Source organism: Solibacillus sp. iso_87 (assembly GCF_056173085.1).
The window spans coordinates 3,656,772-3,679,969 of record NZ_CM149656.1 but is presented as its reverse complement, the minus strand read 5'-3'; the positions used below and the strand labels follow the sequence as shown (position 1 = coordinate 3,679,969).

Genomic DNA, 23,198 nt, shown 5'->3' with positions numbered 1-23,198 from the left:
TAGAATCAGAAGCGGGACATATGTGACAAGCATATGCTTCGCTTTTTAATTTTCGCCGGACACGGTATACTTATTAATTGAAAAGACATTTAAAAGGAGCAGACAATGCTAAAATTTGAACAAAAACAAGAAATTATTGAATCATTTCCGCAGTTGACTAAAAAGGAGATTTCATTAAAACGTGTAAATTATCACTTTGAAGGAAGTCTTTACGAAAAATCAATCGTTGTAGAAAAATTGCATCCAAACGGCAATGGCTTTGTTTTCGTGGGCGACTTATTGAAATATGAAAAAGAAGCTGGCGATAACGGGCTTGTTAATATTCGCGACTACAGCGAGGAAGCGTTACGTGAGATTGTGCGTGATGCAATCAACTATTTATCTGAGGAAGAAGAGGAGATCTTACCGATTGTCGAGACATGGACATCGCGTGAAGGCACGAAGCTTGAGCTTGAGTTTAACGATCGTTCTTGGAATATTTTTCATCAAGGAAATTTAGAGGAATCTTTCGGTACGCGTGAAGACGCTGTGGCTTATTTACGTGATGAAGGTTTCCGACTTTCAAAATAGATAAGTGAGGGAATTGAAGAATGACACAACAGAATTCATCGAAAGAAATGTCCGGAAATAAAATGGTCAAAATTATCGTCGGTACAATTTTAGTAGCATCCATTGTGATTGTCATTGCAATTCAAGCATTTTACATGTTGTGGGAACCTAAAGACCCGAAACAAATCGAGTTGAATAAAAGTGAAGAGTCGAGCGATGTAAATTCAGTTATGCTTCCGTTTGAGGAGCAGCTGTATTTAGGTTAGGCTTATTGCTTCGATTTCTAAATCCCTTTCGTCGGCATGATAGCATGCGGCGCGGGGGATTTCTTTATTTGGGGTTGCGGGGCGGTGTTGTTGTTTTCTAATAAACAGGTGGAATGTTCTAATATATTTTAAAATGTTCTAATAAAGGTCCGATTTTCTAATATCTTTGCTCAATATGCTAATAAGTCTTCGAGATTTAATATAGTGGATATGGATGTACTAATATCCTGCCAGGTTGTTCTAATATCTGCGTAAGATGTTCTAGTAAACTCAAGTTCGGTCACCCGGAAGCCCTCAATTGAACTAAAAAGCAGCTTAACCGTTACCCGTTTCACCCGGTTTTCTAATAAAAGCTATGGAAGTTTTTAATAACCACCAAATATCTTTTAATATTCCCGACAATTCTTCTACTAACAGAATAAAAAAAGCCGCCCAACCCTTACAACAGGCCGGACGACTATTTATTGAACATTATCTCGTATTCTTTTTAAAAGGCAGCCACCAGTTCCAGTCGCCAAACAGCTTCATGAAACTTGGAACGAGCATCAGGCGGATGATTGTTGCGTCAATGGCGATTGCGATTGCAATACCGACTCCTATTTGCTTCACGGGCATAACATCCGTAAATGCGAAGGCGCCTGTAATGACAATCATAATAAGCGCTGCCGACGTAATGATTTTACTTGTAGATACAAGTCCATCGACCGTTGCCCTCGTATTTGTTGCCCCTTTTAAATATTCTTCCTGAATACGGGAGATTAAAAATACTTCATAGTCCATACTTAAGCCGAACACTAGGCAGAAGGTCAACACCGGAATAATCAATACAATTGTCGTCGCTTCCAAACCGAAATGACCGTACTGGAAAATGTAGACAAGAATACCGAATGTCGCACCTAAGCCAAGGATGTTCATTAAGATCGCTTTCAACGGAATTAAAATCGAACGGAATGCAATCATTAAAATGAAGAATGTAGATATAATGATGATCGCAACGGCAATGAGTACTTTACCGGCAATCTCATCAAAGATTTCCTGATTGAACTTCGCTTGACCGGATAAGGCAAAATCGATACCTAAATCCTTTTCGCTCCAGTCGCGTACAAAATCCTGAGCTTCGAATGAAGAACCTTCTGCATCTAAATAAGCGACCATATACATTTTGTCTTCCTGAATAAAGTTTTCCGCCACTTCATCCAGTGCACCGGGTGCTTGCGGGTTGCTGTTTGCCATTTCCCACATTTCAACGGATTCAATATTGGCTACAGTAAACATCGATGTTACACGATCGACAAGAGGGTCATCCAACAGCTGCTGCTGAATATCGAATATTTTTTCGCGTCCTTCTGTCGTATCCCAATCACCGGCATCTTCACTTTCTGCCAGGAGGAATACCGGTGTATTATCGCCGAGCCCAAACTGTTCATCAAGCGTATCGAACGTTTGGCGCGACTCATATGATTCCGGCAATGATTCCGTTGAAGGGATCGTTAACTCGATATCTTTAATCGGTACCATTGCAACACATAAGAGAATGATTGCCACAACTATAATAGTAACAGGTCGTTTCATAACAAAGGCAGCGAACTTCTGCCAACGAGAGGCAGTCGGTTTTATACGGAAAACACGGCCTTTATTTAAACGATCACCAAGAAGCATCAATGTTGCTGGTAAAAGTGTAATCCCTGTTAAAACAGCCAACAAAACGACAATTGATCCGCCAAGCGCGATGTTCATGAAGATTTCTACATCAATTACAATCATTGCGCCAAGTCCGATCATGACACAAAGCGCTGAGAAGATAATCGATCGTCCGGCTGTTTGGATAGCTATTTGAACTGACTGCTCAATCGATTGTGTAATGCGTTCTTCACGGTAACGGTTAATAAGCAGCAATGCAAAATCAATACTTAAAGCTAACCCGAGCATTGGGACGATATTTAATACGAAAATCGATAAGTTTACACTATCGCCTAAAAGAGCCAATAGACCAAGTGTGATGACAACCGTGGCACCGCCAACTAAAATCGGCAGTAAAGAAGCGACGATCGTACCGAATGCTAACAATAAAACGATTAAAGCAATCGGAAGACCAATAGTTTCTGCTTTAATTAAATCATTTTGACTTGCGACATTAATATCCTTTGAAATAACCGGTTCACCTGTAATGGAAATACCGTTATTTTCACCGAGCTTTTCACGCAGCTCATCAATAATTGGGAAGTAATCATCCACTGAATTATCAAAATCCAGCATTCCATAGGCATAGCCGTCTTTATTTAATTCTTCGACACCTACAGGAGATGTTATTGTTTGAATCTCTTCAATTGTTTCTAAACTTTCAAGGGCAGACGAAATTTCCTCATCCGTTTTATTTTCAAACAGTACAAAAATCGTCTTTGCGGGTAAATTGAATGTATCCGATAGCTCATTCGTTACATACGAATGGTCGCCATCATAGAAAAACCCATCCCCTTGCAGTTTAGAAGGGAGTTGAAGCGCAAAAAATGCTAGAACAACTAAAAGTGCACACCATAGTAGAACAATCGGTTTTGCGAATTTTGTAATGAATGCTGCGAACTGTCTCATAAATTACCGCCTTTCTTTTTCCATAAATACAGTGTAATGGATTCGTAGAAAAAAAGAAAAGAGGGAGGTTTGTCCGAAAAAAGTTTCGAAACATACCTCTCCTCTTTACTAAAAGAATAGATTTAATATTGTATAAATAACCGCTGCCATGACAGCAGAAATAGGCATTGTAATAATCCAAGTAGTGACAATTTTACGAGCCATACCCCAGTTTACGCCTTTTACATTTTGAGCCGAACCAACACCCATAATTGCAGAAGAAATAACATGTGTTGTTGATACAGGCAAGTGAATTAATGTTGCACCGAAAATGATGGATGCGGAAGCAAGGTCTGCAGCAGCACCATTTACAGGACGGATTTTCATAATTTTGCCGCCTACTGTTTTAATGATTTTATAACCGCCGATTGATGTACCAAGACCCATTGCTAAAGCACAGGCAAAACGTACCCAACCTTGTACATCATCCGTTGTTTGCCAATTCGCTGCAATAAGCGCCATCGTAATAATACCCATCGCCTTTTGAGCATCGTTTGTTCCGTGGGTAAATGATTGAATGGCAGCAGTGAAAATTTGCATAATACGGAAACCTTTATTTGTTTTATATAGGTTCATATTCTTAAAAATGAATTTCATTATTGTCATCATTATATAACCGGCACAAATCGCAATGATTGGTGATGCTAATAAAGCAATGATGATTTTTGTGAATCCGCTATAGTTTAAAACCCCGATTCCAGATGCTGCAATGGCAGCACCTGCAATCGAACCGATCAATGTATGAGAAGAACTTGATGGAATTCCAAAATACCAAGTGACTAAGTTCCAAGTGATCGCCGATAACAGAGCGGCCAATATCACAACAGTACCGATTAATGGTGCATCGGGAGTAGATAATGCAAACGGGTCAACAATATCTGACGCAATCGCCTTTGCAACACCCACGAATGTAATGGCACCCAAGAAATTCATAAACGCTGCCATGATTACCGCTACTCGAGGAGGTAGCGCACGTGTTGAAACGGACGTTGCAATCGCATTTGCCGTGTCATGAAAACCATTAATGAAGTCAAATGCAAGTGCAAAAAAGACTACTAAGACAGTAATGATAAGTAGTGTATTCATTAAAAGGACTCCTCATTAATTACGCATTACGCATAATGATTGTTTCGATTGTGTTAGCAACTGTTTGACAGTAGTCGGCAATTTCTTCTAACTGCTCATAAATATCTTTGAATTTAATTAGACGAATAGGATCTTTTTCGTTTAAAAACAGCTTTTTAATAGAAGAACGTAAAACTTCATCACATTCACGCTCATAATCTTTAATTAAAATTGCGTGTTGGCGCATTCCAACAAGATCTTTTTTGTTTAACAGTTCCATCGCTTTAACGATTTCATCAGTAGATTTGGCGATATAGGCTAGGAAATCGCGCATCGATTCATCGATTTCTGTTAATGAAAACATTTCGAAATGTGCAATCGTACCTTCTGCGCCATCTAACACATCATCCATACGAATTGCTAATGACAAAATATCTTCACGCTCAATTGGCGTCATAAATGATTTATTAAGCATGACGATTAATTCATGAATTAATTTATCACCTGCTGTTTCGTATTGTTTCATACGAATGCTAATTTCCTTTAAGTCTGCAACCGTTTCAATGCGGAAATCATTTGCATAATGGATACCTTCACGCATATTTTCAGCAATTTTCAATAACGCTGAGAAAAACGGATCTTGCTTCTTTGAACTAAACATGGAATGCCTCCTGGATATATATAATTAAAATAATTTTAAAAATTAACCTAAATTATCATAACAAAAACTTAAAAAAATCTATACAAATTTTACTCTAACCTTATCAATCTTTACAATTCTGTAACAAAAGGAAAAATTGAATAAGTAATTATTTTTAGTCGAAAAATAGAAAAAATACAATGAAACGAGAAAACTATTTTGCTATGATAGTAAATTTTGTAGCTCATTTTCCAAAAATGGTTTCGCATTTAAAAAGCGCACAAATTCATCATACTTTAATCGCTGTTCACTTGTTGGCTTCTTCCCGGTGAAATAAGCACGTATTAAAATATTCTTTGGAGTGTTTTCCATATCGATAAATTCCAATAATTGAGTATCGTAGCCGACAAGTGATAATAGTTCAGCTCGAATTGAATCCGTAGCTAATGCGGCAAAGCGCTCCTTCACTAAACCATGCTGTGTCATAATCGATAATGCAGGTGTCTGCAACTGTCGGTTCAGCTCATGTTGACAGCAAGGAACACTTAAAATAACTTTTGCGCCCCATTTTACTGCACGGGCTAATGCCATATCTGTAGCAACATCACAAGCATGAAGGGTTACGACCATATCTACAGCAGCTTCTTCATTGAAGTCATTAATATCCCCAACTAAAAACTGAAGATCTTCATATTGTAAATCTCTCGCAATCCGATTACATTCCTCAATTACTTCCTTTTTAAGATCAAGGCCTGTGACATGTATATCAAGACCCTTTTCAATTTTTAAGTAATGATACAAAGCGAATGTTAAATAGGATTTACCTGAACCGAAATCTAGTATGCGAATCGTTTTGTCTTTCGGTAAATGGGCTAAAGAATCATCGATAAACTCAACAAAGCGATTGATTTGTTTAAACTTATCATATTTCTGTTTCTTTATTTTCCCATCCTCTGACTGCACTCCTAAACGGACTAAAAACGTGTGAATACGGGAATCATCCAATAGATATTGTTTTTTTCGGTTATGGGATAAGTTCACTTGTTTAGTTGTAGCATTTTGATCAGATTTCCAAAGCACTTTATTTTTCTTCGAGAGTTGCACTTGTACTGTCTGCTCCTGAAACTCAGCATGTACTTGACGGAACTGTTCTAAAAGAGCATCGAGCTTCGAGGCTAAATCATCCACTGTAATATTTTCATGCTTTAAAATGCGCTCATATTGATATTCCAGCTGGATCATATATTCTCCACGAATTTCTACGGGCTTGATTTTGACCCGTTTTAAGTCACTGGATTTTTGACGTGGCTGGCTAATAGTTGCTTGAAGTAGTGTTTTATTAGAAATGAGTGCATGAAGCTGCACTTTCATTTGTTCGAATTCCATAAAAACCGCCTTTTCTTTTTAAAAATAATGTGTCCCTATAGTATCATAATGCGCTTATATGTTGTCATTGTACAGGCTTTTGAATTGTATGTTACGATGGGGAAAAACTATAGATGGTAGCAAGGAGGCAAAAATTTGAAAGATGTTGAAGTATTAATTGAACGCGGTATATTAGTTGGCGTCAATTTACAAAAGGATGAGCATTTTGATTACTCAATGGAAGAGTTGGCAAATTTAGCACAAGCTTTAGATGTAGAAGTTGTCGGCATGGTGACGCAAAATCTGGAACGTGTGACACCTTCACATTATGTAGGTACAGGAAAGATTGAAGAAATTAAGGCGTTCTTTGATGAAACGGATGCCAACATCGTTATTTTTAATGATGAACTCTCACCATCACAAATCCGTAATTTAGAACGTGATTTGCAATGCAAAGTAATTGACCGTACAATGCTGATTTTAGATATTTTCAGCCGCCGTGCAAAAACACGTGAAGCGCAATTACAAGTAGAGCTCGCTCAATTACAGTATATGCTTCCGCGCCTAGTTGGGCTCCATGCTTCACTGTCCCGTCAAGGGGGAGGAACAGGCGGCGGCTTTAAAAACCGTGGTGCAGGGGAAACAAAACTTGAACTTGACCGTCGTAAAATTGAAGATCAGATTTCGAAAATCAAGAAAGAGCTTGAATCCGTTAAAGAACAGCGTGAAACACAGCGGAAGCAACGCCGTAAAAATGCAGTACCTGTCGTATCAATTGTCGGTTATACAAATGCAGGGAAGTCCACGATTATGAACCAGTTACTTGCGAAGGCGGGGCAGGATGATACGAAGCAAGTATTTGAAAAGGATATGTTGTTCGCGACACTTGAAACTTCGGTCCGCAATATTGAACTGGAAGATAATAAATCCTTTTTACTGACTGATACGGTTGGTTTTGTTAGTAAACTGCCGCATCACTTAGTAAAAGCATTCCGATCGACACTGGAAGAAGCACGAGAATCCGACTTGCTGCTGCACGTTGTCGATGTTTCAAATGAGGAATACCGCTTTATGATGGAAGTAACGAATGAAACATTAAAAGCAATTGATGTTGAAAATATTCCTACTATCTATGTATACAATAAATCCGACTTGGCTGATGTGGAATATCCGTTAGTTAGCGGGGACAATATTTGGCTTTCTGCAAAGGAAGATGTAGGTCTGGAAGAGTTACTTCAGCAAATTAAACAACAAATTTTTGCTAATTATGTTACATGTCAAATGCTTATTCCATATAATCAGGGTGGAATTGTTTCCTATTTAAATGAGCAGGCAACTGTTTTGGAAATGGAATATGAAGAAGAGGGTACATTATTAACTCTTGAACTTAAAGAAGTGGATTATCAGAAGTATGAAACTTATGTAGTAAAGTAATAAAGAACTAAGCAAGCTAAAGTACGTTGCAGTTGCATCGTACTCTAGCTTTTTCTTTTTACTTTTGCCTATATGAAAAGTCAAAATAATTTATTTACTGAATTAATTGTTTTATAATACAAAAATCCTGTTGTGCTAATTTATTTTATTTGTCTGAAAATAACGAAAAAACGCAAAATTATAACATTTTGATTATTTGTTGATTTTAATCAACTATTAGGCTAAAGTGTTCAAGTATATTATTTCAAATGTCAGACAACAGACGACGGATTTTATTTTCAGAATATTTATTAATCGGGAGGATTTCAAATGTATTCAAAAGAAGAAATTGTGAAGTCCGTTCCTCAAACTGGTTTTGTCGGTCAACCTAAAGGGTTGTTTACACTATTCTTTACAGAGTTTTGGGAACGTTTTTCATATTATGGTATGCGTGCCATTCTACTATTCTACATGTACTATGCAGTTAAAGATGGTGGATTAGGACTAGATCGTACACAAGCTAACATCATCATGTCGATTTACGGTTCATTAATCTACATGTCAGGTATTATCGGCGGGTGGATCGCTGACCGTATTACTGGTATGCGTAAAGCGATATTCTATGGCGGAATATTAATTATGATTGGTCATATATTATTGGCCTTGCCGCTTGGTGTAACAGCATTATACTTATCGATGTTCTTTATCATCATTGGTACTGGTTTATTAAAGCCAAACGTTTCATCAGTAGTTGGTGACTTGTATGCAGATAATGATGCACGTCGTGATTCAGGATTCTCTATTTTCTATATGGGTATCAACATGGGTGGTTTCCTGGCACCTTTATTAGTTGGTTTATTCCAAAAAAACTGGGGCTTCCATGCAGGATTCAGTGTTGCTGCAGTAGGTATGTTCATTGGTTTAGTTGTTTACTTAATGTCGCAAAAGAGCCTTGGTTTAGCAGGTTCTGTAGCACCAAACCCACTTTCTGATAAAGAGAAGAAAACGACAACTCGTAACTTCACAATCGGTGGTTTGATTATTGTAATCTTAGGTTTTGTAGCTTACCAAACAGGTAACGCAAGCATTGAGAACTTCTCATTATTAATTACATTCTTAGGTGTAATGATTCCTACGTTATTTATTATTTATATGTATCGTAGTCCAAAAACAAATGCAGACGAAAAATCTCGTCTATTAGCATATATCCCATTATTCATCTGTGCGGTAATGTTCTGGGCAATTGCTGAACAATCTTCAACAGTTATTGCAACGTTCATTGATACTCGTACAAACTTAAATTTATGGGGCTTTGAAATTCCGGCTGCATGGTTCCAGTCATTTAACCCGTTATTCATCATTGTTCTAGCGCCAATGTTTGCGTTTATGTGGACGAAATTAGCGGATCGCGGACCATCAACTCCGAAGAAATTTGCTTTATCTTTATTCTTTGCAGGTATTTCATTCTTCGTAATGATTGCAGCAATCGTTTTAACTCCGGAAGATACGTTAGTAAACCCACTTTGGGTTGTATTCTCAATCTTCTTGTTAGTATTAGGTGAGCTATTGCTTTCACCAGTTGGTTTATCAGCTACAACGAAATTGGCACCAGCTGCATTCGCAGGCCAAACAATGGCGTTATGGTTCTTAGCATCAGCTGCTGCACAAGCAATTAACGCACAGTTAGTTCGAATTTACGGAATCGTATCTGAAACAACTTACTTCGGTGTATTAGGTGGTTTATCGGTTGTATTAGGGGTTATTATTCTCCTGATTTCGCCAATCATCTCTAGAGCAATGCGCGGTATTAAATAATTTTCAAACCTTTATTTGCAGAATTACTGTAAATAAAGGTTTTTTCTTTTGGTCAATAAGGAATAATAAAAGTTAACTACTTAAAAAGGTAGTATGTGGTATATAATGGGATTGGGATGATACTTAATGAAGCGCTATGAATTCTTTCAGTAAGGAAGTATCGATTCTTCACATTAACTTCTTTCAGCGATTGTCAAAAACTTTTGCCGAAAGAGACCCATTTGGGTTAATTTCGCAACATTTGGTCGAAAATAACCGGGGTAACCGATATATGTAGAACATTCCCGATGGTTACACATCTTTTTCAAAAATCATGCAACAAAGCATGATTGCGGAAAGACACTAAGTAAAGCAAGGCGTTTTTAAGTATGAAGAAAAGTAACTATAGGGGAGGCAGAATTATGTTAGAATCAGTGACGATTAAAGAATTAACGACAATTGAACAAATTGAAGAGGCACGTAAGCTAGAACATGAAATTTGGGCTGTCGGCAGCATTCCAGTACATCAAACAATTGCGACGATTCGCAATGGCGGGATTGTACTCGGTGCATATTTAAATGATGAAATAATTGGTTTTAACTATAGTTGCCCTGGATATATGGATGAGAATATATACTTATATTCCCATATGATTGGTGTGAAGCGTAATTATCGAGAGCAAGGCGTTGGAGAACTGCTTAAAAATTACTTAAAGGATATCGCAATAGAGCGCGGTTACAGAACTTGCCGCTGGACATTTGATCCACTTGAAGCGCGCAGCGGATTTTTGAACTTTTCAAAGTTGCGTAGTTATAGCGATACTTATATAGAAAATTGCTACGGTGAAATGGAAGACCCGTTCAATCGGGTACTGCCTACAGACCGTCTTTGTGTAGAATGGCAACTTGTTGATAATGATTACTTGCGCTGGGATGCAAAAGTGGAAGAATTACTGGATGAAGCAAAGCCGGTAGTTAATTGGGAAGAGAATATGGTGGGCCTTCCGACATTGGATCCGGAGCAAAAGTTTGATAAAGAAGAGGCGCTTATTCATGATGCCTATCTGTTACCTATCCCTACGAATTTCCAGAAAATCAAAGTGGAAAGCGTTGCTTTAGCAGAAGATTGGCGTTATAAAACAAGACATATTTTACAGGCAATGTTTGACCGAAATTATAAGATAATTTATTTAAACAAAATAGATGATAATATTAGCCATTACTTACTTGTAAAGCGTTCATTATTTGCTCTTTAATTAGGAGTGAATGATGCCGCAGCTAAATATTATTAGGAGCAACAAAGATGAAATTAGTAGAAGTGACAATACATGAAATAGTGATGCGAATGAAGACTCCATTTACGACAAGCTTAGGTACCATGCAAGACAAGCGTTTTTTAGTTGTGGAAGCGATGGATGAAAGTGGCGTAGTCGGCTGGGGTGAGGGGGTTGCATTTGAAGAGCCTTCCTATACAGAAGAAACATTTAAAACTTCACTTCATTTATTGGATGATTTTTTAATCCCCGCATTACTCGGGAAAGAATTGAAGCATCCGGATGATGTGTATGAGCTATTCCGTACGATTCGACGCAATAACATGGCGAAAGCGTCAATTGAAGGAGCGGTGTGGGATATTTATGCTCAATTGACGAACCAATCGCTGGCAACGGCTGTTGGAGGAGTCCAGGGAAAAATTGAAGTAGGAATCAGCATCGGTTTACAGCCTACAGATGAACAGCTGATCGATACAATTCAGCAGTTTTTGGATGAAGGTTATAAGCGAATTAAAGTAAAAATTAAACCGGGAAAAGATATTGAGCTGATCCGAACAATACGGCAAGCATTCCCGGCAATTCCTTTAATGGCAGATGCAAACTCTGCGTATACATTGGTTGACATCGATCGTTTGAAAGAGCTGGATGCATTCAATTTAATGATGATTGAGCAGCCATTAGCCCATGATGACCTCATCGATCACGCCGTATTGCAAAAACAAATAAAGACACCGATTTGTTTAGATGAGAGTATCACATCTTTAGAGGATACGAGAAAAGCGATTCAACTAGGCAGCTGTCAGGTGATAAATATTAAAATTGCGCGAGTTGGCGGTATTAGTGAGGCGAAGCGTATTCATGACTACTGCATGGAACACCATATTCCTGTTTGGTGCGGGGGAATGCTGGAAGCGGGTATCGGCCGTGCACAAAATGTAGCACTGACAAGTCTTGCAAACTTTACAATGCCTGGAGATACCGCTGCTTCTGAACGCTATTGGCATGAAGACATTATTCAACCGGAAGTAACCGTAACAGATGGCTACATTACCGTTCCCAAAACAAAAGGGCTTGGCTATAAGGTAAATCGCGAAGCAATAAATAAATACAGTGTAAATAAAAAAACATATCGCATGTAATTGTAAGGGATAAGAAAAAACCTTAATAAGTAATGGATATTTTGTAAAATTGATTGAAATGAAGGGCGACTCCTGCGGGAATAGCGTGACGGCTGAGACTATAGGCTCAGGCCACGCCCGCGGAAAGCGTTCCGCAATGGAAATCAATTTTTAACGCACAGCAAAAATGCTATTTTTCTCCTAGAGAAAAATAGCATTTTTGAGTTATGTCCCAGTCTTTTTCTATTCATTTTTACTTCCTACTAGAATACATACAGGATGTTGTAAATAAAACGGCGAATCGCTCTAAAAATACATTTTTCAGTCTATTCCTCTTTTAATACAAGTTAATATAAATTGTCTGTTTGATTTTCATTATTAGCAATTATATAATGATGTAGGGAAAGAGATGATTCTCATTTTCATTTAGAATTTACGTATTATATAAAAATCTAAAATATATATAGAATAGTGGGAGAATGTAATGAGACTTTGGATGCTCGTAGTAGCGACCATCGTTCTGTCCTTTTTATCATTATTTATTGGTGCGATCGATATTAAGCCATCTGATTTATTAGATTGGGAATCAGATAAAATGCAGATTTTCTTAATGAGTCGAGTACCACGATTAATGGCAATTATACTTGCCGGGGCAGGGATGGGTATTTCTGGATTAATTATGCAAAGCTTAAGCCGTAACAAATTCGTATCGCCGACAACGTCTGGTACACTCGATGCGGCAAAGCTAGGTATCGTTGTATCAATGATATTTTTTACAAGTGTAGGATATATGGAGAAGATTATCTTCAGCTTTACATTTGCACTGATCGGTATGATGGTTTTCATGCGTCTTCTTGAAAGCATTAAATTCAAGGACGTTATTTTTGTACCCCTGATCGGGATTATGTATGGAAATATTATTGGTGCCATTTCAACATTTCTTGCGTATGAGGCAGATGTGTTACAAAGTGTAGATACATTCTTTCTAGGTAGCTTTACGCTTGTTGTATCAGGTCGCTATGAATTACTTTATATAGCAGTACCTGCAATTTTCCTTGCGTACTTATATGCCAATAAGTTTACAGTGGCTGGTATGGGTGAAGATTTCGCCAAAAATCTTGGCTTAAGCTATCGTACCGTATTAAATCTTGGTTTAGTGCTGGTAGCGATTATATCTACTACAGTTGTCTTGACGGTAGGGATTATTCCTTTCCTGGGATTAATCGTACCGAACTTGGTTTCATTATATATGGGGGACAATTTACGTAAAACAATTCCACATACTATTTTCTTAGGTGCAGCATTCCTATTAATGTGTGACATTTTAAGTCGTTTAATAGTATACCCGTTTGAAATTCCTGTAAACACAACTGTTGCGGTAATCGGCAGTGCGATCTTCTTAGTAATGTTGTTTAGGGGGAAAGCATATGCGAAAAAATAGTACGAAGCTAATCTTCTTAGCAATTATCGCACTAGTGTGTATTGCGTTATTTGCTTTTTACAATATTCAAGGCGGATTCAGTTATGCCTTTCCAAAGCGGTTAGAGCGAATTGCGGCAATGGTTATAACTGGTACGGCGATTGCTTATGCAACCGTTACATTCCAGACGGTTACACATAACCGTTTACTGACACCTTCTATGATGGGTGTCGATTCGATGTATGAAGTAGTGCAAACGATTATATTCTTCTTTGCAGGCTCTGCGTCAATCTTTGTAGTAAGTCGTTATTTAAACTTTGGTTTATCAATTTTGGCGATGGTAATTTTCGCCTTGATTTTATATCGTTTCTTGTTCCGGGCAGATAAACATCCGATTTTCCTGCTTTTACTTGCCGGAATGATTATCGGAACATTGCTCGGCAGTTTTGTAACATTTTTACAGGTAATAATTGACCCGGTAGAATATGAAAGCTTACAGACACGCTTGTTTGCTAGTTTCATGAATGTGAAAACAGAGCTGCTGCTCATTGCTGTCATTATTTTAGGGGCTGCATTTATATACGGTTACCGTTTATTGCGTGATTTAGATGTCATGTCACTAGGTCGAGAGAATGCAATAAACTTAGGTGTAAATTATGATAGAATAGTATTAAAAGTATTAATTTTATCTTCAGTTTTAATTGCAACATCTACTGCGCTAGTTGGTCCGATTACATTTTTAGGGTTAATCGTTTCAAACTTGGCATATCAGTTTTTTGCTACGTACAAGCATTCCGTTTTAATAGTAGGTGCGAGTTTAATTAGTATTATTGCACTTGTCGGTGGGCAGTTCTTAGTACTGCATGTATTCCAGTTAAGTACAACGATCAGCGTTATTATTAACTTTGTCGGTGGACTTTACTTTATTTACCTAATACTAAAGGAAAGTAGGAAAGCAGGATGATTGAAATTAAAGGGCTTTCTAAAAGCTTTGGAAAAAAACCGGTCGTTGAGGATGTCTCATTAACTATACAGCCAAAAGCAATCACTTCATTTATCGGACCGAATGGAGCAGGTAAATCAACATTATTATCAATGGTAAGCCGATTGCTTGATGCAGATACAGGAGAAGTATTTTTAGATCAAAGTGATGTTAAAAAAATGAAATCCAATGATTTTGCGAAGCGTGTAGCAATTTTACGCCAGTCAAACCATTTAAATGTGCGTTTAACTGTTCGTGAGCTGGTATCATTTGGTCGTTATCCATATTCGAAAGGTCGTCTGACTCCAGAAGATGAACAGCATATTGACCGTGCGATTGAATATATGACATTGGGCGAGATGGAGCATAAGTTTTTAGATGAACTATCTGGTGGTCAAAAGCAGCGTGCCTTTATCTCAATGGTAATTGCTCAGGATACGGAATATATTTTATTGGATGAGCCATTAAACAACTTGGATATGAAGCACTCTGTTCAGATTATGAAAATTTTACGCAAGCTTGTTGATGAATTGGGCAAAACTGTAGTAATTGTTTTACATGATATTAACTTTGCTTCCGTGTATTCAGATCGGATTGTCGCGTTAAAAGATGGACGCCTTGTAAAAGATGGTCCAACAAATGAGATTATTAACTCAGAAGCATTACGAGAAGTATATGATATGCATATCCCGGTGCAAGAACAAGATGGATGTCGTATTTGCGTATACTTTAATTCACATAGTTAAATAATATTGGAAATAAATGCATAGGTTTGCTCGCTTATGCATTTATTTTATGAATTTAAATGAGAATGAATATTAGTTTCAGAATATTCATTGACAAGTATGTACAGTTGATTTACACTAACGTTAGTTAATTGAAAACGATTATCACTCTCGCTTGAGAGAACATTAGGAGGAAAAGTAACAATGAAAAAGTGGAAATTTTTAACGGCAGCAGCATTAACATTAATGTTAGCAGCTTGTGGTTCAGACGAAGAATCATCTACAAAAGATGAAGCGAACGAACCAGCTAAAACAGAAGAAACAACTTCATCTACGGAAGCTCCAGCTTTCCCAATGACAGTATCTCCATTATCAGCGGGTAGTGAAACAGAAGACGGTAAATCCCTTACTTTTGAAGATGTAACATTTGAAGAAATGCCAAAAAACATCGTAGTATTTGACTACGGTTTCTTAGATACACTTGATGCATTAGGTGTTGAAGGTATCGTTGGTATTGCTGCTAACGGCGGTAAAGGTAACTTCCCAGAGCATTTAAAAGAAAAATATTTAAATGATTCAATTACTGATGTTGGTTCTTTAAAACAAATCGACTTCGAAAAAGTAGCAGCTGCTAACCCGGATGCAATCTTCATCTCAGGTCGTCAAGGTTCTTTCTATGAAGAATTAAAAGAAATTACACCGAACGTAGTATTCATCGGTTCTGATAACTCAAACTATGTTGAAGGTGTATACGAATCAGTTGACTTAGCTGCTGAAATCTTCGGAAAACAAGAAAAAGCTGAAGAGTTAAAAGCTGCATTACAAGAAAAAGTTGATGCTGTTAAAGAAAAAGCAGCTGGTTATGAAAATGCATTAGTAGCAATGTACAACGACAAAAAAATCTCTGGTTTCGACAACGGTGAAGATTCTCGTTTCGCGTACGTATACAATGACTTTGGTTTTAAACCATCAACAACTGAGATCAAAGCTTCATCACACGGTTCTGACTTCTCGTATGAGTCAATTCTTTCTGTAGACCCAGAAGTATTATTAATCATCGACCGTACAGCGTCTGATGTAGAAACAATCAAAGCTGACATCGAAAACGATATCATCAAACAAACGCGTGCTTACAAAGAAGGCAAAATCGTTTACCTTGATGGCGTAAACTGGTACTTCTCTTCTAACGGTGTAACAACTGAAGCAGAAAAATTAGATGAAATCTTAAACGAATTAAAATAATATAATTAAAGATGGCATGTCTCTCAAGTAGAGGCATGCCTTTTTAAAAGAGAGGGGATTTAAAATGTTCGTACAAATTCGCAAATGGATCGTAACAGAAGGCAACTCGCTTAAAATTATCGAGCGCTTTAGCAAAAAACCTGGTCAAGGTCCATCGATGCTTGAACTACGTGAAGGATTTATTGGCCGTGAACTGCTTGTAAAAAATGTGCGACGTGGTGAAGAGGAAGTTGTAATGATTATTCGTTGGGAATCGGAGGATGCATGGAAAGCATGGGAGAAGAGTCCGGAGCATATTGCAGGCCATAAAGCGAAAATCAAAGAGCATGCAGGAAAACCACCAAAACCGGACTTCGTTATTTCGATGGAGCATGGAAATTACACAGTTGTGGAATAATGGGTGTTTAAGAGGAAATCCACTTTGCAGAGTTTTTTGGCAAAGTGGATTTTTATTTTTTGTATATTACATATAATAATAGGGTAAGTAAAGTAACAGTTTGACTGAAGAAAGTGGGTGTTTGTTTGAAAAAGAGAGTTTCATTTTTTGCGCTAGTTACATTGGTAATGTTTATCATTATTGCACTAAATTTTGATACACCAACCTTCGAGGCGTTCGATTTAAAAATCCGCTCATTATTATTTGGGAATAGTTTTATTATTGTATTTCACAATTTAGGAGAATTAAAGTTTATCATAGTGGCAACCGTTATTTTGCTGCTGTATTTAGCAATCTTTAAGAAAGATTTTCGCGGTGTGCTCTTTGTGCTGCTTACAGTTGGTGTTGGAAATGGTCTAAACCAACTTTTAAAGCGTATTTTTGCACGACCACGTCCGGAAATTGAAGATCAGCTTTCGTCGTTTAGTTTTCCTTCCGGTCATGCGCAAATTAGTGTATTATTCTTTTTAACGCTGGCATATTTGATTTCGAAGTGGTTGAAAAACAAGAAGTGGAAATTTACTACATACGGTATAATACTAGCCCTTATTTTTTTAATAGGTTTATCACGTATAGCGGAAGGTCGTCACTATGCAACGGATGTTTTAGCAGGGTGGAGTATCGGGTATACTTGGTTTATCATAAGCGTATTATGGTATGAGTCAAAAAAGCATAAATAGAACCAATGGGATTCCTAATGTAGGAATCCCTTTTTTAGAACTTGATTTGGTTTGCTGCATAAGATTTTCCGTATTAAAAAAAGTTGCACAAAGGAAACATTGTGCGTATAATGTGAGAAAAGAATTATAAAGAAGGAGAATAGTATGGATGAGAATGTATTATTAGCGTTAGGCTTAACATTATTTGCAGGGCTTGCTACTGGTATTGGCAGTTTGATTGCCTTTTTTACAACACGCACAAATAAGAAGTTTCTTTCGGTTGCATTAGGCTTTTCGGCGGGGGTTATGATTTATGTATCGCTTGTAGAGATTTTTGTAAAAGCGAAAGACGCATTAGTAAACGTTCATGGGGAAACAATAGGGTATTGGTACACCATCATCGGCTTTTTCGGAGGGATGCTTGTAATTGCCTTAATCGACCGCTTTATTCCGAAAGGGAAAAATCCGCATGAAGTAAAGTCTGTAGAAGATGTTCAAAAAGCTCAATTAATCGGGAATGAAGATGTAGAAGCAGACCGCCTCATGAAAATGGGATTATTTACAGCGCTCGCAATTGCGATTCATAACTTCCCGGAAGGTATTGCAACATTTATGGCGGTACTTCAAGATCCGAATGTCGGAATCGCGATAGCAATTGCGGTAGCCATTCATAATATCCCGGAAGGTATTGCAGTAGCCATTCCTATTTTTTATGCAACAGGGAAGCGTATGAAGGCATTTAAATGGTCGTTCGCCTCTGGTTTGTCAGAGCCGTTAGGTGCGTTTATTGCCTACTTAGTACTAATGCAATTTATGACAGATACATTGTTCGGTATTGTTTTTGCTGGTGTTGCAGGTATTATGGTATTTATATCGATTGATGAGCTGTTGCCGGCTGCTAAAAAATATGATGAAGCTCATTCGTCTATTTACGGATTAATAGCAGGTATGGCAGTTATGGCCATCAGTTTAGTAATGTTAACTTAATTGTAATTACTTCACGAAAAAGCCAGCATCTCCTATAAGGAGCATGCTGGCTTTTTAAAGTATTGAGACTAAAGCTTTGGAGCCTATCGGTTGAATAGAAGCTTTAGCTTTTCTATTAAGATGCGGCTGTTACATTTTCAGATGCAACAGTAAATGTTGTATTTGGGTATTCATTTTTTTCGATTTCATCAAGCAATGCGACAGCAAAATCAGCATAACTGATATAACTGTTAAATTGCGAGTTTACTAGAATTTTCTCTTCGCCTTTAATGTAATGGCCGGTACGTGGTCCATCCGAATCGAACATAGCCGATGGGATGGCAAAGGACCATTGAATTGAAGAGCTTTCCAAATCACGTAGGTTTTGCAATTGAGCCTTTGCTGCGACAGCAAGGTCCTCAGGATAATCTTCAAGATCCATAAGACGAACCGTTTTTTCACGATCAACAAAAAGGCAGCCTGAACTACCGATCACGAACAATTTTTTCTCTGTTCCTTCCAGTAAGGAAATTAAATGTTCACCGGCATCAACATGTAAATGTTCTTCCCCTGGTAACGGTGCAAAAGCATTAATTAAAATATCGAAAGGAGCAATTTGTTCCTTTGTTAATTTAAACAGGTCGCTTTCAATAATATTAATATTTTCTTCTTGTACGGTTGCCTTATTTTTTACAATCGCTGTTACATCAAAGTTTCTCATAATGGCTTCTCTTAAAATATGAGTTCCTGCCTTACCTGCAGCCCCAATAACTGCAATCTTCATAAACATTACCCCTTTCTAACAGTAGATTTATTAATATACCCAAATTTAAGGGGAAATATGCATAAAAGACAAAAAGAATAGAAAAAAGCAAAAAATGTACGTTATTCAAATGTGAGAATAACGTACATTAAGCACCCTAAAGTTTTATCTATAAATTTAATAAGTTGTAACAGTTGATCCGGATGGTGAAGCGGTTGTCACTACGACTTGATGGTCCGGAAATTGTTGCTGCATTGCTTCGATAAATTGTTCGGAGAAAGAGAGCGGAATCATCGAGATTAATGTTGGACCGGCACCACTTAAAGCAGTTCCATATGCACCAGCATTTTTTGCAGCTTTGCGAATTTCATTATATTCGGGAATAAGGTTTGCGCGGAAAGGCTCATGGAAAAGATCTGCTTCCATATAACGTCCAATTCGTTCATAATCCTTTGCAATAAGGGAAGCGGCAAGCATATTCGCATTGGCACTTGCACGCACTGCATAGCTTCGTTTCAACTGCTCAGGTAAAACACCGCGTGATGCTGCTGTTTTAAGTTCGATATTCGGAATAAATAAAACGAATGCCGCATCCATCTGCTGAATATGCAGTGTGTCGACAATTCCTGCTTCATCCATTGAAGAAATCGTCAATCCCCCTAATACCGAAGCAGTCGCATTATCAGGATGGCCTTCAATTTGAGATGAAATGTTCAGCTTATCCTGCTGCGATAATTTCAAACCCCCTAAAATATCGGCTAATTCAATAGCACCAACAATTGCTGCAGCACTGCTTCCGATACCGCGCGCAAGGGGTAGCTCACTAGTCATCTCAATTTTACATGGAGGCAGCGTTGCATTATATTGCTTTGCTACCTGCTGTGCAATTTTATAAATTAAATGGGTTTCAACTGACGTATCAGACGGCACATTGTCACCAATATGCACAAATTCCCACTCGTCTTGTAATGTGACATCCAATGTTAGATAGAGCGATAATCCAAGACCAATGGAGTCAAATCCAGGACCTAAATTTGCTGTACTGCCAGGAACTTTGATTTGCCACTTTTTACTCATAGACTAAATACGCCCTCGATATAATTACGGATTTCCTGCTCATCATTTTGAAGTGAGATAAGGTCTACAGTCGAAACATTCATCGCTGTATCAGGATCTTTTAAGCCATTTCCAGTAAAGACTGTAACAACACTACTGCCTGCAGCGATTTTGCCGGCTTTCACTGACTTGATGACACCAGCTAATGAAGCAGCCGAACCAGGTTCCACAAAGATCCCTTCTTTGTTGGCGATTAGTTTATAAGCATCTAAAATTTCATCATCAGTTACTGAATCAATTAGACCGCCTGACTCATCACGAGCTGTTTCAGCGAACTCCCAGCTTGCTGGATTCCCGATACGAATTGCTGTTGCTACTGTTTCCGGATTTGCAATTGGTGCTCCTTGCACGATTGCAGCGGCACCTTCTGCTTCAAAACCGTACATTTTAGGAAGACCGCTTTTTTTTGCTTCATTATATTCTTTAAAGCCTTTCCAGTAAGCTGTAATATTCCCTGCGTTTCCTACAGGAATACATAAGTAGTCTGGGGCTTGGCCAAGTTGATCAACAATTTCAAACGCAGCTGTTTTTTGACCTTCAATACGATATGGATTTACAGAGTTAACAAGTGCGATTGGAGTATTTTCCCCGATTTTGCGCACAATGTTTAATGCATCATCAAAGTTGCCGTCAATTTCGATAATTTTCGCACCATACATGCAAGCTTGTGCCAATTTACCGAGTGCCACTTTGCCTTTAGGAATGACTACGATTGACTGAATGCCGGCACGTGCCGCATATGCTGCGGCTGCTGCAGATGTATTGCCTGTAGAAGCACAAATGACAACTTTAGAGCCCTCTTCAATTGCTTTTGCAACAGCAAATACCATACCACGGTCTTTAAAAGAACCTGTTGGATTAGCGCCTTCAATTTTTCCGTATAACTCAATTCCGAGCTCTTTAGATAAATTTACTAATGGGATTAGTGGTGTATTTCCTTCATTTAGTGATAAAGCAGGTGTATTTTCAGTAACAGGTAGGTACTGTTTATATTCTTCGATAAGACCTTTCCACATAGATAATAAACTCCTTCTGTTCTCGCTAGGTGAACATTTGTTTTTGTATACAAGACATTTTATACCTATGTGTCCCTTATTTCAATAGGAATTGTTAAATTGTCGGAACAATTCGTTAAGTTAAAAAAATGTTGTCACTTTTAAGAAAGAAATGTATGATAATAATGTTGTTAAGTCAAGTGTAAAGACACATGGAAGGTGGAAAAGTAATGTCGGTGGAAACAAATGAACAAAAGCCCTTATCACGTAATAAACTTCTACGTATAGCTGGGGTTGGATGGATGTTCGATGCAATGGATGTTGGAATTTTATCTTTTATCATTGCAGCACTTGCGGTTGACTGGGGATTAAATAGTAGTCAAATGGGTTGGATTGCAAGTGTAAACTCGATCGGTATGGCAGTTGGTGCGCTGTTTTTTGGTGTACTTGCAGATAAAGTAGGACGTAAGCAAATTTTTATGTGGACACTAATAATATTCTCAGTTGCGAGTGGTTTATCCGCATTTACAACAACATTGACCCTCTTTTTAATTTTGCGTTTCTTTGTTGGCATGGGGCTTGGCGGGGAATTACCTGTCGCTTCAACACTTGTATCTGAAAGTGTAAAAGCTGAAGAACGCGGGAGAGTTGTCGTTTTACTTGAAAGTTTTTGGGCTGGAGGCTGGCTAATCGCAGCGCTTATTGCCTATTTCGTTATACCGGCTGAATTTTGGCCAATTGAAGGATGGCGAGTTGCATTATTAATTACGGCAATCCCTGCACTTTATGCAATTTATATAAGAATGAAATTACCGGACTCTCCACAGTTCAGGGTAAAAGAAGAATCGAAAAAACGTTCGGTTTTTCAAAACATCGCAACATTATGGGAGAAAAAATATGCACGTTCTACACTGATGCTTTGGATTTTATGGTTTGCAGTTGTATTTTCTTACTACGGAATGTTTTTATGGTTACCAAGTGTAATGGTAGGCAAAGGATTTGATTTAATATCAAGTTTTAAGTATGTATTAATCATGACGTTAGCCCAATTACCAGGTTATTTTACAGCTGCTTGGTTCATCGAGAAGTTTGGGCGTAAGTTTGTATTAGTTACATATTTATTAGGTACTGCAGCAAGTGCCTTTGTATTCGGCGGTGCAGAATCAATCGAAACATTGTTGATTTCCGGTATGTTGCTTTCGTTCTTTAACTTAGGAGCATGGGGTGCCTTATATGCATATACACCTGAGCAATATCCGGCAATTGTACGAGGAACGGGAGCGGGTATGGCGGCAGCAATAGGTCGTGTTGGAGGTATTTTCGGTCCTTTATTAGTTGGGACATTGCTGACAAAAGGCTTTGATATTAGCTATATTTTTGCGATTTTCTGTGTGGCAATCGTCATTGGAGTGTTAGCGGTTATTTTTTTAGGGAAAGAAACAAAGCAGACAGAATTACTATAGTTATAAATTATTAGTATTAAAGTGCTTTTTATAATAATGAATAGGGACCTGTGCTAATAAAATAGCGCAGGTCCTTTATTAAATTCCATAAATGTAAAAAAATATATAATAGATAAATTTACAGAACAGGTTTTTAATAATAGTTTATTTATAAATTATAAATTTTACAAAAGTAAGTCAATTTCCTATTCAAATTTTTATATTCTTTAGTATGCTAAAGTTTTTTCAGAAAACTCGTTGAATTCTATTATTATTCATGATAATGTATTTTTTATTATTAAGAATTTAGCACACGTAAAGTTACATGAATGAGTGAGAT

The 23,198-nt window shown here is 37.7% G+C and carries 21 protein-coding genes; 14 read left to right on the top strand and 7 right to left on the bottom strand.

Annotation, left to right across the window (positions count from 1 at the left end; genetic code table 11):
- The first annotated feature begins 105 nt into the window (after positions 1–105).
- On the top strand, positions 106–570 hold the full coding sequence (locus AC0VXV_RS18785; protein ID WP_475529647.1) for a hypothetical protein: 465 nt from the start codon (positions 106–108) through the stop codon (positions 568–570).
- A gap of 20 nt (positions 571–590) precedes the next feature.
- The gene (locus AC0VXV_RS18780) at positions 591–815 is read left to right on the top strand and encodes a hypothetical protein (RefSeq protein ID WP_475529646.1); all 225 of its coding nucleotides are present in this window, start codon (positions 591–593) and stop codon (positions 813–815) included.
- Positions 816–1,286: 471 nt separating this feature from the next.
- Here the strand turns inward: AC0VXV_RS18780 and AC0VXV_RS18775 are convergent, their stop codons facing one another.
- The 4 genes from AC0VXV_RS18775 to AC0VXV_RS18760 all read right to left on the bottom strand — a co-directional run bounded on the left by AC0VXV_RS18775 (position 1,287) and on the right by AC0VXV_RS18760 (position 6,534).
- Positions 1,287–3,404, bottom strand: a complete 2,118-nt coding sequence (locus tag AC0VXV_RS18775; protein WP_475529645.1) for an MMPL family transporter — start codon at positions 3,402–3,404, stop codon at positions 1,287–1,289.
- A gap of 108 nt (positions 3,405–3,512) precedes the next feature.
- The gene (locus AC0VXV_RS18770; protein ID WP_413079742.1) at positions 3,513–4,529 is read right to left on the bottom strand and encodes an inorganic phosphate transporter; all 1,017 of its coding nucleotides are present in this window, start codon (positions 4,527–4,529) and stop codon (positions 3,513–3,515) included.
- Between the two features lie 19 nt (positions 4,530–4,548).
- Complete coding sequence (locus tag AC0VXV_RS18765; RefSeq protein ID WP_008405849.1) at positions 4,549–5,169, bottom strand: DUF47 domain-containing protein; 621 nt, start codon at positions 5,167–5,169, stop codon at positions 4,549–4,551.
- A gap of 201 nt (positions 5,170–5,370) precedes the next feature.
- Positions 5,371–6,534 carry a class I SAM-dependent methyltransferase gene (locus tag AC0VXV_RS18760; RefSeq protein WP_475529644.1) on the bottom strand — a complete coding sequence of 388 codons (1,164 nt, stop codon included), beginning with the start codon at positions 6,532–6,534 and terminating at the stop codon, positions 5,371–5,373.
- 135 nt (positions 6,535–6,669) lie between these two features.
- Between AC0VXV_RS18760 and hflX the strand changes: the two genes are divergently transcribed.
- The 11 genes from hflX (at position 6,670) to zupT (ending at position 18,563) form a co-directional block, all read left to right on the top strand.
- On the top strand, positions 6,670–7,947 hold the full coding sequence (gene hflX / locus AC0VXV_RS18755) for a GTPase HflX (RefSeq protein ID WP_475529643.1): 1,278 nt from the start codon (positions 6,670–6,672) through the stop codon (positions 7,945–7,947).
- A gap of 309 nt (positions 7,948–8,256) precedes the next feature.
- Positions 8,257–9,741, top strand: a complete 1,485-nt coding sequence (locus AC0VXV_RS18750) for a peptide MFS transporter (RefSeq protein ID WP_475529642.1) — start codon at positions 8,257–8,259, stop codon at positions 9,739–9,741.
- Between the two features lie 401 nt (positions 9,742–10,142).
- Entirely contained in the window at positions 10,143–10,976 is an 834-nt protein-coding gene (locus AC0VXV_RS18745; RefSeq protein ID WP_475529641.1) for a GNAT family N-acetyltransferase, read from the top strand.
- A 47-nt stretch (positions 10,977–11,023) separates the two neighbouring features.
- Positions 11,024–12,133, top strand: a complete 1,110-nt coding sequence (menC, locus tag AC0VXV_RS18740; RefSeq protein WP_475529640.1) for an o-succinylbenzoate synthase — start codon at positions 11,024–11,026, stop codon at positions 12,131–12,133.
- A 463-nt stretch (positions 12,134–12,596) separates the two neighbouring features.
- A complete protein-coding gene (locus AC0VXV_RS18735) occupies positions 12,597–13,553 on the top strand; it encodes an ABC transporter permease (RefSeq protein WP_475529639.1) in 957 nt (318 codons plus the stop codon).
- Positions 13,540–14,496: an iron chelate uptake ABC transporter family permease subunit gene (locus AC0VXV_RS18730; protein ID WP_079523339.1), complete on the top strand. Its 957-nt coding sequence runs from the start codon at positions 13,540–13,542 to the stop codon at positions 14,494–14,496. Before AC0VXV_RS18735 ends, AC0VXV_RS18730 begins: the two co-directional genes overlap by 14 nt.
- Positions 14,493–15,260, top strand: a complete 768-nt coding sequence (locus AC0VXV_RS18725) for an iron ABC transporter ATP-binding protein (protein ID WP_008405841.1) — start codon at positions 14,493–14,495, stop codon at positions 15,258–15,260. Before AC0VXV_RS18730 ends, AC0VXV_RS18725 begins: the two co-directional genes overlap by 4 nt.
- 183 nt (positions 15,261–15,443) lie before the next feature.
- On the top strand, positions 15,444–16,481 hold the full coding sequence (locus tag AC0VXV_RS18720; protein WP_475529638.1) for a siderophore ABC transporter substrate-binding protein: 1,038 nt from the start codon (positions 15,444–15,446) through the stop codon (positions 16,479–16,481).
- 64 nt (positions 16,482–16,545) lie between these two features.
- On the top strand, positions 16,546–16,878 hold the full coding sequence (locus AC0VXV_RS18715) for an antibiotic biosynthesis monooxygenase family protein (protein ID WP_475529637.1): 333 nt from the start codon (positions 16,546–16,548) through the stop codon (positions 16,876–16,878).
- Between the two features lie 125 nt (positions 16,879–17,003).
- Positions 17,004–17,597: a phosphatase PAP2 family protein gene (locus AC0VXV_RS18710; protein ID WP_475529636.1), complete on the top strand. Its 594-nt coding sequence runs from the start codon at positions 17,004–17,006 to the stop codon at positions 17,595–17,597.
- A 144-nt stretch (positions 17,598–17,741) separates the two neighbouring features.
- Complete coding sequence (gene zupT / locus AC0VXV_RS18705) at positions 17,742–18,563, top strand: zinc transporter ZupT (RefSeq protein ID WP_475529635.1); 822 nt, start codon at positions 17,742–17,744, stop codon at positions 18,561–18,563.
- 115 nt (positions 18,564–18,678) lie between these two features.
- Here zupT and AC0VXV_RS18700 read toward each other — a convergent pair whose 3' ends face one another.
- From AC0VXV_RS18700 to thrC, 3 genes are all read right to left on the bottom strand, one after another.
- A complete protein-coding gene (locus tag AC0VXV_RS18700; protein WP_079523333.1) occupies positions 18,679–19,326 on the bottom strand; it encodes an NAD(P)-dependent oxidoreductase in 648 nt (215 codons plus the stop codon).
- A gap of 156 nt (positions 19,327–19,482) precedes the next feature.
- Positions 19,483–20,382, bottom strand: coding sequence for a homoserine kinase (gene thrB, locus AC0VXV_RS18695; protein WP_475529634.1), 900 nt, complete (start codon positions 20,380–20,382; stop codon positions 19,483–19,485).
- The gene (gene thrC, locus AC0VXV_RS18690) at positions 20,379–21,437 is read right to left on the bottom strand and encodes a threonine synthase (protein WP_475529633.1); all 1,059 of its coding nucleotides are present in this window, start codon (positions 21,435–21,437) and stop codon (positions 20,379–20,381) included. Before thrC ends, thrB begins: the two co-directional genes overlap by 4 nt.
- Positions 21,438–21,646: 209 nt before the next feature.
- On the opposite strand from thrC, the gene AC0VXV_RS18685 reads away from it, so the two are divergent.
- The gene (locus AC0VXV_RS18685) at positions 21,647–22,879 is read left to right on the top strand and encodes an MFS transporter (RefSeq protein ID WP_475529632.1); all 1,233 of its coding nucleotides are present in this window, start codon (positions 21,647–21,649) and stop codon (positions 22,877–22,879) included.
- Positions 22,880–23,198 lie beyond the last annotated feature (319 nt).